This window comes from Mycolicibacterium elephantis DSM 44368, assembly GCF_004014805.1.
GTDB classification, from domain to species: Bacteria; Actinomycetota; Actinomycetes; order Mycobacteriales; family Mycobacteriaceae; genus Mycobacterium; species Mycobacterium elephantis.
Window position 1 is genome coordinate 1 of record NZ_ATDN01000043.1, and the last position, 11,304, is coordinate 11,304.

The window sequence follows — 11,304 nt, forward strand, 5'->3', positions numbered from 1 at the left end:
CATCGACCTGCAAAGCCCCGACCCACCAATCGGATTCAACTACCTCGGCCGAATGGCCGGTGCGGGCGCGCACGAAGCCGACGACCACTGGCGCGTCTCCCACGACGGGCCGGTGAGCAGCGCAGCGGCGATCCCGATGCCGTTGATGCACACCGTGGAACTCAACGCAGGCACCGTCGACACCGACTCCGGCCCTCGCCTTCGCGCCGGCTGGACCTGGGCGCTTTCCGCCTTGGATCACTCGCAGGTCAACCGGCTCAGCCAACTCTGGTTCGACGCCCTCACCGGCATCTGCACCCACGTCCGCGGCGGCGGCGGCGGACTGACCCCCTCCGACATCGCGCCGGCCCGGTTGGAGCAGCACCAGATCGACGAGCTGTGCCGAACCCACCGGGTGGCCGACATCCTGCCACTGACCCCGTTGCAGCAGGGCCTGCTGTTCCACGCCGGCGTCGCCCATGAGTCCGGCGACGACGTGTACGCGGTACAGCTGGACGTCACCCTGCGCGGGCCGCTCGATCTGGGCCGGCTGCACGAGGCGCTGCGGGCGGTGCTGGCCCGCCATCCCCATCTGGTGGCCCGATTCACGGCCAGGTTCGGGCAGCCGGTGCAGGTGATCTCGGACGAACCCGAAATATACTGCCACTACGAGGATCTCACCGGCACCGATATCGACATCGACGCTCGCATCGCGTCCGTGTGCGCCACCGAACGCGCCACGGTCTGCGACCTGACCGGCCAAGCGCCGCTCCGGGCGGCGCTGATCCGCACCGACACCGATGAGCACCGCTTCATCGTCACCAACCACCACATCGTGCTCGACGGCTGGTCGCTGCCGATCCTGCTGGGCGAGGTGTTCGCCGCCTATTACGGGCACCGGTTGCCGGCGGCGGTGCCATACCGCAGGTTCATCAACTGGCTGGCCGATCGCGACCTCGACACCGCGCGCACCGCCTGGAGCGAGGTGCTGTCCGGCTTCGACACACCCACCCTCATCGGCCCGCCGAACCAACTGACCCCCGCGAGCCGACACGTTGCGGCTCTTCGGATCCCACGGGAAACCACCCGCGCGATCAGCGAGCTGGCCCGCACGCATCGCACCACCGTCAGCACCGTGCTCCAGGCGGCATGGGCGCAGGTGCTGATGTGGGTGACCGGCCAGCGCGACGTCGTGTTCGGCGCCGTCGTCTCCGGCCGCCCGACCGACCTGCCCGGTGCCGAGGCGATGGTGGGCCTGCTGATCAACACCGTGCCGGTGCGAGCGAACGTCTCCGCCGCGACCACCACCGCCGACCTGCTCAGCCAACTACAACAGGTCCGCAACCAGACACTGGAGCACGAACACTTGGGGCTCAGCGAGATTCACCGCCTCACCGGTCACCGTCGGCTGTTCGACACCGTCGTCGTCTACGAGAACTACCCGACCGACACAGCCCAACTCGCGGGCGCCGATGGCTTGGCCCTCACCGCCCTGGACAACCGCGACTTCTACCACTACCCGCTCGCGATCCAGGCCGTGCCGGGCGACGAACTCGACCTCCGGGTGCAGTATCGCGGCGACGTGTTCGACGAGACCGCAGTCCGCGCGCTGGTCGACCGGTACCACGAAGTGCTGGTGGCCATGGCCACCAGCCCGAACCAACCGCTGCCCGCGGTGCGCCCATCCGACAACGGGGAGCTCGCCCGGCTCGCCAGGTGGAGCGACCAAGCGGTGAGCCCACCGGATCTCGACCGCGACGGCAGCGATGACCGTGGCCCGGTCACCCCGGCCGAACAGGTCCTCATCGACATCTATGCGCAGGTGCTCGGGCGCCAGCACGTCGGCGTCGACGAGTCGTTCTTCGACCTGGGTGGTGATTCCCTGTCAGCGATGCGCGCCGTCGCCGCGATCAACGCCGCCTTCGATGTCCACCTCGCACTGCCCACGCTGTTCGACAAGCCCACCGTGAGAAGCTTGAACAACCATCTGACCTACTCTGCGGGGTATCAGATGGGTGCCAGGAAATAGCCGAAAATGGCGCGGTATCTTCACTTCTGGTCACAGCACGGCAAGGAGGATCGGTGAAGGCCGCGGTCAAACTGCTGGTGTCGAACCTCATACAACCCGTGGTGCTGGGGCTGATCGTCTTCGTCGTCGCCGGCACCGTCGACTACTGGCAGGCCTGGCTTCTGGTGGCGGTGTTCCTCGCATCGGTGTGGACCTCGAACATCTATCTGCTGCGCGCCCATCCCGATGCTCTCCAACGGCGGATGAGCGGCGGGCCCGGCGCGGAGACCCGGCCCGTGCAGAAGGCGGTCATGGGCGGGTTGTGGTTGTCCCTGTTGACCATGTTGGTGATCAGCGCCCTCGACCACCGCTTCGGGTGGAGCCATGTCCCGCCGGCGGTCTCGCTGATCGGAAACGTTCTGGTGGCCGTCGGCCTCATGGCGCCGATGCTGGTGCTGATCCAGAACAACTACGCCGCCTCGACCGTTCGGGTGGAGACGGGGCAGACGCTGGCCTCCAGCGGTCTGTACGGCGTGGTGCGACACCCGATGTACACCGGCAACGTGATCATGATGGCCGGCATCCCGCTCGCGCTGGGCTCCTACTGGGGACTTCTGCTCGTCATACCGGGCGTGACGGTGCTGGCCATGCGTATTCGCGACGAGGAGAACCTGCTCAGCAAGGAACTGGACGGCTACCTCGAGTACACGCAGAAGGTGCGCTACCGCCTGGTGCCGGGGATGTGGTGATCGTTCAGGTCACCGTGATCGAGAACCGTGCGGTCTCCGGCTTGCCGGGCACCGCGTAACGGTAGGTGCCGCGCCGCAACGAGTCGGTCGGTGCGGCCATCGGCTCGATGCACACGACGTCGTCGTTGCGGGGCGCGAAGATCTGCGCCGCCGGATACCCCGCCTCGAACCTGATGTCGATGCGCCGGTCACCGCCCGACACCGAGAACACCGCCCCGTTGGGCACGTTGTCGAAGCCGTCGTCGTATTCGGCGTGCTTGAGCGGTTCGGTGGCCCCGTTCCACTCGCGATGCTCCCCGGTGGGGATGCCCCAGTGATCCACCGACAGGCGCCGCATCGTCGGGGTGGTGAGCCGCCACTGCTCCCGCGGCACCCCCGGAATCGTGAAGTAGGGGTGGTAGCCGAAACACAGCGGCACCGACGCCGACGTCGTCGGCATCACCGTGGTCTCGATGGTGAGCTTGCGGTCTTTGAGTGTGACGCTCTGCGTGAGCAGGTGCGGGAACGGGAACGACGCCAGCAGCCGCGGCTTGCCGCCGTAGTCGAGGACGGCCGTCAGTGAGTTCTCCGACCGGGCGGTGATCAGCCACCCCGGATAGCCCCCCAGCACGCCGTGGATCGGGACACCGTGTTCGTCGGTGCGCACCCCGCCGGTGCCGGGGGTCAGGGTGACGACCGCGCCGTTGATCGCGTACTTGCTGGCGCTCAACCGATTCGCCCACGGATACAAGATCGGAATGCCCATCGTCTTGCCGCTTTTCACGTAGGCGTCGAGCCCGCGCCGCTGGCCGAGGAACTCGTCGCCGGCGTCGGCGAGCGAGGTGCCGACCATCCCGGCCACGGGCACGAACGTGGCGGTCATCGACGATGCCGGATCCTTCAGCGTGACGCCCTCAAATTCGGCCATGCCAGCAGATCCTGCCACGGTTGAATTTCTGTGGCGAGCAGACGCGTACACCCCCTCTCGGGGGCAGATCAAGGGGTTTTCACGTCTGCTCGCGCGAAAGTCAGCTCGACAGCGGGTCGTGCTGAATCCGTTCGGCGGGCGCACCTTTGGCGATCAGCGCGGTCTTGGTGGCCTGGACCATCTCCGGCCCGCCGCAGATCAGGATCTGCCGGTCGCCCCAGTTGCCGTATCTGGTCACCACGTCGGCCAGCGTGCCCGTCTGGCGCACATGCAGGCCGCGGGGCGGGGTCACGTCGGGATAGTCGCACGCCCACGGCGGGTCAACGTTGTACTCCGACACCGGGGTCACCGACAGCCACGGGTTCTGCGAGGCGATCTGCCAGAGCGTTTTCAGATCGTAGAGGTCGCTGGGGTAGCGGCCGCCGAAGAACAGATGCACCCGGGGGTTCACCCCCCATCGGGTGAGGTCCATGATCAGCGTCCGCAGCGGCGCCAGGCCGGTGCTGCCCGCCACCATCAGCACGTCGCCGCCGTCGCGGTCGACGTGCAGGCCGCCGTGTGGGTTGGACAGCCGCCACCGGTCGCCCGGGCTGGTCTCGCCGACGATCGCGGTGCTCACCATGCCGCCGGTCACCGAGCGGATGTGGAACTCGATGGCGCCGCCGGGGTCGGCCGGAATCGACGGGCTGAGGTAGCGCCACCGGCGGGGCCACTGCGGCACCTGCACAGTGACGTACTGGCCGGAATGGTAGGACAGCGGCCGGTCCAGTTGCAGTCGCACCACCGAGACGTCGCGGGTGGCACGGATGTGCTCGATGACCGTGCCGTCGCAGAAGGGCGGATCTTTCTCGGCGTCGGCCGCGCCGCGCATGACGCCGATGAACAGCGCGACCGCGTCGTGGGTGGCCTCGGCGAGCCTGTCGTTCCAGCTGTCGGCGAGGTGAGCGCGCAGCGTGCTCAGCAGAGCCTGCTGCATGCTGTCGTAATGGCGTTGGGTGACACCGTATTTGCGGTGATCACGGCCCAGCTGCGCCAGGAACCCCACCGGCTCGTGGGCGCGTTGGGCGACGAGTTCGCCGAACAACCACGTCATCACCTGCGCGAACACGCCGCGTTGATGCGCCATATCGGGTGGGAACAGGTCCCGCACCGACGGATCGGCGGCGAACCAGTTGGTGTAGAACGTGCGGATCAGGTCCTCGGAGCCGAGCGCGGGATCGACGGCGTCGCGCAGCGTGCGCAGTGCATCACGGTCATCGAGTCCCACGCCGCCCGAGTGTAAGTCAGCTTCGCCCGCTGCCTCGTTGTCGCAGCGCAGCGACGACCATCAGCGCCGCGCCCGCGAGCACCCAGCAGGTCAGCACGACGACCGGCATCGCCGCACCAGCGCCATCGAAGAACGCCGTGGACCGCAGCAGGGTGGCGTTGGCGCCCTGGGGCAGCCACTGCCCGAAAAGCCCCCAGCCGCTGGGCAGCATCTCCGGCGCGCTGTTCAACCCGGACAACGGATTGCCGACGAGCACCGCCAGCAGCGCACCGACGATCAGCCCGGCCCTTCCGAACACCGAGCCCAGCCCCATGATCATCAGACCCGCGGCGAGCACCCCCAGCGTCAGACCGCCGGTGACGCCCCAGAAGTTCTGGTCGATCGAGCCGAGCACGAAGCGCAGCAGCGCCGCGATCGTCAAACCGGACACCGCGGCGAAGACGACCATCGCCGCAACACGGGTCCAGATCTCCCGCTTGAGCACCAGCACCAGCGCGATCGCGGGTAGCAGCGCGGCCAGGGTGATCGGCAGCGCCGACGCGGCCAGGCCCGCGCCGCGCGGATCGGCGGCGGTCGGCGGCGCGAGATCCTCGATCTGGATCTGCGCACCGGTGTGCTTGGCGATCCCGTCACCGATCTGGGTGAGCATCTGCGCGACGATCGGGCTGCCGCCGGTGGCGATCAGCAGTTTGCGCCCGTCGGGACCGATTGCCATGCCGCCGTAGACATCCCGGCTGAGGATCGCGTCGCGCAGGGCCGCCTCACTGGGGTAGTAGGTGACGGCGAACGCGCCAGGGGCCTGCTGTTGAAGCATCGCCTCGAGCTGTTCGCTGGCCGCCTGTGGGCCCGCCGCACCGATCGGCACATCGTGGGGCGCGGTGTGCACCGCGGGCAGCGCGAAGGCGAGCGCGACGATCGCGAGCACGACGGTGAGGACCACGACGATGCCGGTCGCGCGGATCGCCGCAGGTGGTTCATGCCGTACGGACGCGTGCTGGTTGGGAGGTGGGGACGAGGGGTCCACCCGTGTCTCGGTCATGGTCGACAGCCTTTTCATCTGATGTTGAATTAATTCTCCGCTGAGCGTAAACCCGCCAGGGGCAATATTTCAACACCTATTGAAATGTTACTGTCCAGATATGCCTCCACCAGGTAAAACGGTCCGGCGCCGGGGCCGGCGTCAGGGCGATCCGGTGTCGCGGGACGCGGTGTTGGCGGCGGCGAAGAAGCGCTTTGCCACCGAGGGCTACGAGAAGACGACGCTGCGCGCCATCGCGCGGGACAGCCACGTCGATCCGGCGATGGTGCTCTACCTGTTCGGTTCGAAGGCCGACCTGTTTCGCGAGTCGCTGAGATTGATCGTGCACCCCGACGAACTGGTGGCCGCCTTCACCGGCGAGGCCGACGACGATCCCGACATCGGCACCCGGATAGTGCGCGCGTACATGCGCATCTGGGACCAGCCCGACACCGGGCCCAGCATGGTGGCGATGCTGCAGTCGGCCACATCGAACAGCGACGCGCACGAGGCGTTCCGCGAGTTCATGCAGAACTATGTGCTCACCGCGGTGTCCGGTGTGCTCGGCGGCGACGACAAGGCCCGGCTGCGGGCGATGCTCGCCGGCAGCCAGCTCGTGGGTATGGCGATGCTGCGGTATGTGATGAAGGTGCCGCCGTTGGCGACGCTGCCCGGTGACGAAGTGGTGCGGTTGATCGCCCCGACCGTGACGCGGTACCTGTCCACCGACCTATAGGTTGTGAATTCCCTTGTACAGCACCATCAGACCGATCACGACGAGGATCACCGCCATCAGCACGGCGTGCTGCTGCTCCATCCAGTCCTTCAGCCGCGCCAGCGCGTCGTCGAGGCGGTCACCGGACACGGCGTAGCCGAGAATCGGTATCGCCACCGTCGATGCGGCCACCACGACGAACCAGACGACGGCGATCCACGCCGTCGACGTGCCGAGTCCTGCCGTGCCGATCGCCAAACCCGCTGCGGCGCAGATGAACAACACCTTGGGATTGACCACGGTCAGCGCCAGCGCCGTGCCGCCCGCCCGGGCCGGGGTGAGCTTGCCCATGCTCTGCATCCAGCGCGGCATGTGCGCGGACTTCTTGCGCATCAGCCAGCGGTAGATGCCGAACGCGATCAGCGCGGCGCCGACGATGATGCGCAGCCACGACGCCCAGCCGGGCGGTTTGTTGCCGAGCCCGCCGAGCAGGCTGGAGACCCCGAGGAACATCGTCGTCAGCGCCGCGATGCCGACCAGCCAGCCGATCAGGAACGCCAGCCCGGCCGGCCGCGGGCGCGGCGTGTGCAGCACCAGCACCGCCGGGATGATCGAGAGCGGGGACAGCGCGATGACAAGCGCCAGCGGGATGAGTTCGGTGAGCACCGATTGCAGCATCGCCAACCTCTCGGGTCCGGGTCCGTCGAACTATATGGTCCTGACCGGGTGATACCGGCAGGCCTTCCACCGCGCGTCCTCGCGCACGAAGTCGACGGCCAGCGTCTCGGCGTGGTGGGCCGCCTCGAAGCGGACGTTGGCCACGGCCGAGGAAGCCGGTTCGCCGGTCACCGCGATCGAGCCGACCGTGATGCGCGTAGGCCCGTCGACGCGCCTGCTGGAGTACCAGCCGGCCTCGTAGCCGTCGGCGAGCCGCATCGCGGCGCACACGTATTCGGCGAACCCGTCGAAGTCGAACCGGTTGTACGAGTCGTTCATGTCCTCGAGGACCGCGCGGATCTGCTCCTGGTCGGTCGCCGCGCGAGCCGGGCCCGCCGTCGTCGCCGCGCCGAGCACCGCCAGAGCGGTCAACGCGGCGACCACACGCAACATCTGTCCAGCCTCGCCGACGCGCGGGTGCGGATCGGGACGCCGGGACCGGCGTGTTGCGGATCAGGCGGCGACGCCGGCGAAAATTTGTCAGACTTGAGCGGAACAGACTCAACCTTGACTGCGTTGAACAACGCGACAAGGCTTTTTTGCACCCCTTCGCAACGAATGGAGGAAGTCGTGGACTCTTTCAACCCGACGACCAAGACCCAGGCGGCGCTGACTTCGGCGTTGCAGGCGGCGACCACCGCGGGTAACCCGCAGATCACTCCCGCCCACCTGCTGATGGCATTGCTGACGCAGACCGATGGCATTGCCGCGCCGCTGCTGGAGGCCGTCGGCGTTCAGCCCGCGACAATCCGCGCCGAGGCGCAGCGGCTGCTCGACCGGTTGCCCAGTGCCACCGGCGCGGCGTCCCAGCCGCAGCTTTCGCCGCAGGCGCTGGCGGCGATCACCACGGCCCAGAACCTCGCCACCGAGATGGACGACGAGTACGTCTCGACCGAGCACCTGATGGTCGGCCTGGCCACCGGTGACAGCGACACCGCCAAGCTCTTGACCGGCCACGGCGCCTCCCCGCAGGCGCTGCGCGAGGCCTTCGTCAAGGTGCGCGGCAGCGCGCGCGTCACCAGCCCCGACCCCGAGGGCACCTATCAGGCGCTGGAGAAGTACTCCACCGACCTGACCGCCCGCGCCAGGGAAGGCAAGCTCGACCCGGTCATCGGGCGCGACAACGAGATTCGCCGCGTCATCCAGGTGCTGAGCCGTCGCACCAAGAACAACCCGGTGCTCATCGGTGAGCCCGGTGTCGGCAAGACCGCGATCGTCGAGGGCCTGGCTCAGCGCATCGTCGCCGGCGACGTGCCGGAAAGCCTCCGCGACAAGACCGTCATCAGCCTGGACCTGGGCTCGATGGTCGCCGGGTCGAAGTACCGCGGCGAGTTCGAGGAGCGGCTCAAGGCCGTCCTCGACGACATCAAGAACAGCGCCGGGCAGATCATCACGTTCATCGACGAGCTGCACACCATCGTGGGTGCGGGCGCCACCGGCGAGGGCTCGATGGACGCGGGCAACATGATCAAGCCGATGCTGGCCCGCGGCGAGCTGCGGCTGGTCGGCGCCACCACGCTCGACGAGTACCGCAAGTACATCGAGAAGGACGCCGCGCTGGAGCGGCGCTTCCAGCAGGTGTTCGTCGGCGAGCCGTCGGTGGAGGACACCGTCGGCATCCTGCGTGGCCTGAAGGACCGCTACGAGGTGCACCACGGTGTGCGCATCACCGACTCCGCGCTGGTGGCGGCGGCCACGCTGTCCGACCGCTACATCACCTCGCGCTTCCTGCCCGACAAGGCCATCGACCTGGTGGATGAGGCCGCGTCCCGGCTGCGGATGGAGATCGACTCCCGGCCCGTCGAGATCGACGAGGTCGAGCGGCTGGTGCGTCGCCTCGAGATCGAGGAGATGGCGCTGTCCAAGGAGGAGGACGAGGCGTCCAAGGAGCGGCTGGAGAAGCTGCGCGCGGAACTGGCCGATCACAAAGAGAAGTTGGCCGAGCTGACGACCCGTTGGCAGAACGAGAAGAACGCCATCGACGTGGTCCGCGAGCTGAAAGAACAGCTCGAGGAACTGCGCGGCGAGGCCGACCGTGCCGAGCGGGACGGCAACCTCGAACGGGCCGCGGAGCTGCGCTACGGGCGCATCCCCGAGGTCGAGAAGAAGCTGGAGGCCGCGCTGCCGCACGCCGAGGCGCGGGAGAACGTGATGCTCAAGGAGGAGGTCGGACCGGACGACATCGCAGCTGTGGTCGAGGCGTGGACCGGCATCCCCGCGGGCCGGATGCTCGAGGGTGAGACGGCCAAGCTGTTGCGGATGGAAGACGAGCTCGCCAAGCGGGTGGTCGGCCAGAAGCGCGCGGTGCAGGCGGTGTCGGACGCGGTGCGGCGCAGCCGTGCCGGTGTCGCCGACCCGAACCGGCCCACGGGGTCGTTCATGTTCCTCGGCCCCACCGGCGTCGGTAAGACCGAGCTGGCGAAGGCGTTGGCGGAGTTCCTGTTCGACGACGAACGCGCGATGGTCCGCATCGACATGAGCGAGTACGGCGAGAAGCACTCGGTGGCCCGCCTGGTCGGTGCGCCTCCTGGCTACATCGGTTACGACCAGGGCGGTCAGTTGACCGAGGCCGTGCGCAGGCGTCCGTACACGGTGATCCTGTTCGACGAGATCGAGAAGGCCCACCCGGACGTGTTCGACGTGCTGCTGCAGGTGCTCGACGAGGGCCGGTTGACCGACGGCCAGGGCCGCACGGTCGACTTCCGCAACACCATCCTGATCCTGACGTCGAACCTGGGTGCCGGCGGCACCGAGGAGCAGGTGATGGCCGCGGTGCGCGCGGCGTTCAAGCCGGAGTTCATCAACCGGCTCGACGACGTCATCGTCTTCGACGGGCTCAACCCCGAGGAGCTGGTGCACATCGTCGACATCCAGCTGGAGCAGCTGGCCAAGCGGCTGGAGCAGCGTCGCCTCACCCTGGAGGTGTCGCAGCCGGCCAAGAAGTGGCTGGCCGAACGCGGGTTCGACCCGCAGTACGGCGCGCGGCCGCTGCGCAGGCTGATCCAGCAGGCGATCGGCGACCAGCTCGCCAAGCTGCTGCTGGCCGGGACCGTGCACGACGGCGACGTGGTGCCGGTCAACGTCAGCCCCGACGGCGACTCGCTGGTCCTGGGCTGAGCACCGATCGAGACTGCGGCCAGCTCGCGATTTCCCCTCGGAATGCGATCTGGCCGCGGTTTCGCCCGCGGTTACGGCCTGAAAACCGTCTTGTGATCTGGTCGAGTTCGGGATTTGGCCGTTCCTGCCAGTAGGCTGAACGTGATGGTGCCGCTTTGGTTCACGCTGTCCGCACTCTGCTTCGTGGGTGCGGCGGTGCTGCTGTATGTCGACATCGACCGTCGGCGGGGGCTGGGCCGGCGACGTAAGTCGTGGGCCAAGTCGCACGGATTCGACTACGAGCACGAATCGGCGGACATCCTCAAGCGGTGGAAACGCGGCGTGATGTCGACGGTCGGCGATGTGACCGCCAAGAACGTCGTGCTCGGTCAGATCCGCGGCGAGGCGGTGTTCATCTTCGACCTCGAGGACGTCGCGACGGTGATCGCGCTGCACCGCAAGGTGGGCACGAACGTCGTCGTCGACCTGCGCCTCAAGGGGATAAAAGAGCCCCGGGAGAACGACATCTGGCTGCTCGGGGCCATCGGCCCGCGCATGGTCTACTCGACCAACCTCGACGCCGCGCGGCGCGCGTGTGACCGGCGAATGGTGACGTTCGCCCACACCGCCCCCGACTGCGCGGAGATCATGTGGAACGAGGAGCACTGGACGCTGGTGTCGATGCCTGTCACCAGCACCCGCGCGCAGTGGGACGAGGGGCTGCGCACCGTGCGGCAGTTCAACGACCTGCTGCGGGTGCTGCCGCCGACGCCGCAGCCCGGCGCGCAGGGCGGCCAGGCCCCGCTGGCCCGCCGCAGCGGCTCACCGAGCCGTCCGCTGGCGCCGGC

10 protein-coding genes are annotated in these 11,304 nt (G+C 68.1%); 5 read left to right on the forward strand and 5 right to left on the reverse strand.

The window, feature by feature from the left end; genetic code table 11:
- Both MELE44368_RS21550 and MELE44368_RS21555 read left to right on the forward strand, forming a co-directional pair.
- Positions 1-2,008, forward strand: a 2,008-nt coding sequence (locus tag MELE44368_RS21550; RefSeq protein ID WP_241566720.1) for a condensation domain-containing protein, incomplete at its 5' end; no start/stop codon positions are given.
- Positions 2,009-2,061: 53 nt separating this feature from the next.
- The gene (locus MELE44368_RS21555) at positions 2,062-2,736 is read left to right on the forward strand and encodes a methyltransferase family protein (protein ID WP_064891019.1); all 675 of its coding nucleotides are present in this window, start codon (positions 2,062-2,064) and stop codon (positions 2,734-2,736) included.
- Between the two features lie 4 nt (positions 2,737-2,740).
- On the opposite strand, the gene MELE44368_RS21560 is transcribed toward MELE44368_RS21555, so the two are convergent.
- The 3 genes from MELE44368_RS21560 to MELE44368_RS21570 all read right to left on the reverse strand — a co-directional run bounded on the left by MELE44368_RS21560 (position 2,741) and on the right by MELE44368_RS21570 (position 5,949).
- Positions 2,741-3,643 (reverse strand): aldose 1-epimerase, encoded by a 903-nt coding sequence (locus MELE44368_RS21560; protein ID WP_046753540.1) that lies wholly within the window; start codon positions 3,641-3,643, stop codon positions 2,741-2,743.
- Positions 3,644-3,743: 100 nt separating this feature from the next.
- Positions 3,744-4,910, reverse strand: coding sequence for an FAD-binding oxidoreductase (locus MELE44368_RS21565; protein WP_128110382.1), 1,167 nt, complete (start codon positions 4,908-4,910; stop codon positions 3,744-3,746).
- A 16-nt stretch (positions 4,911-4,926) separates the two neighbouring features.
- Positions 4,927-5,949 (reverse strand): ABC transporter permease, encoded by a 1,023-nt coding sequence (locus MELE44368_RS21570; RefSeq protein ID WP_128110383.1) that lies wholly within the window; start codon positions 5,947-5,949, stop codon positions 4,927-4,929.
- 100 nt (positions 5,950-6,049) lie between these two features.
- On the opposite strand from MELE44368_RS21570, the gene MELE44368_RS21575 reads away from it, so the two are divergent.
- On the forward strand, positions 6,050-6,664 hold the full coding sequence (locus MELE44368_RS21575) for a TetR/AcrR family transcriptional regulator (RefSeq protein WP_205634960.1): 615 nt from the start codon (positions 6,050-6,052) through the stop codon (positions 6,662-6,664).
- On the opposite strand, the gene MELE44368_RS21580 is transcribed toward MELE44368_RS21575, so the two are convergent.
- Positions 6,659-7,321: a GAP family protein gene (locus tag MELE44368_RS21580; RefSeq protein WP_128110384.1), complete on the reverse strand. Its 663-nt coding sequence runs from the start codon at positions 7,319-7,321 to the stop codon at positions 6,659-6,661. The genes MELE44368_RS21575 and MELE44368_RS21580 overlap by 6 nt on opposite strands.
- A gap of 30 nt (positions 7,322-7,351) precedes the next feature.
- Positions 7,352-7,753: an Rv0361 family membrane protein gene (locus MELE44368_RS21585; RefSeq protein ID WP_128110385.1), complete on the reverse strand. Its 402-nt coding sequence runs from the start codon at positions 7,751-7,753 to the stop codon at positions 7,352-7,354.
- Between the two features lie 177 nt (positions 7,754-7,930).
- Here MELE44368_RS21585 and clpB point away from each other — a divergent pair, with 177 nt between their 5' ends.
- The gene (gene clpB / locus MELE44368_RS21590; protein WP_128110386.1) at positions 7,931-10,477 is read left to right on the forward strand and encodes an ATP-dependent chaperone ClpB; all 2,547 of its coding nucleotides are present in this window, start codon (positions 7,931-7,933) and stop codon (positions 10,475-10,477) included.
- A 144-nt stretch (positions 10,478-10,621) separates the two neighbouring features.
- The coding region (gene ttfA / locus MELE44368_RS21595) for a trehalose monomycolate transport factor TtfA (RefSeq protein WP_128110387.1) at positions 10,622-11,304 on the forward strand (683 nt) is incomplete at its 3' end.

What these genes read in the sequence shown, in the direction of transcription:
- MELE44368_RS21560 (WP_046753540.1), bottom strand. Translation starts at nt 3,643, where the DNA reads ATGGCCGAATTTGAGGGCGTCACGCTGAAGGATCCGGCATCGTCGATG.
- MELE44368_RS21570 (WP_128110383.1), bottom strand. Translation starts at nt 5,949, where the DNA reads ATGACCGAGACACGGGTGGACCCCTCGTCCCCACCTCCCAACCAGCAC.
- MELE44368_RS21575 (WP_205634960.1), top strand. Translation starts at nt 6,050, where the DNA reads ATGCCTCCACCAGGTAAAACGGTCCGGCGCCGGGGCCGGCGTCAGGGC.
- MELE44368_RS21580 (WP_128110384.1), bottom strand. Translation starts at nt 7,321, where the DNA reads ATGCTGCAATCGGTGCTCACCGAACTCATCCCGCTGGCGCTTGTCATC.
- MELE44368_RS21585 (WP_128110385.1), bottom strand. Translation starts at nt 7,753, where the DNA reads ATGTTGCGTGTGGTCGCCGCGTTGACCGCTCTGGCGGTGCTCGGCGCG.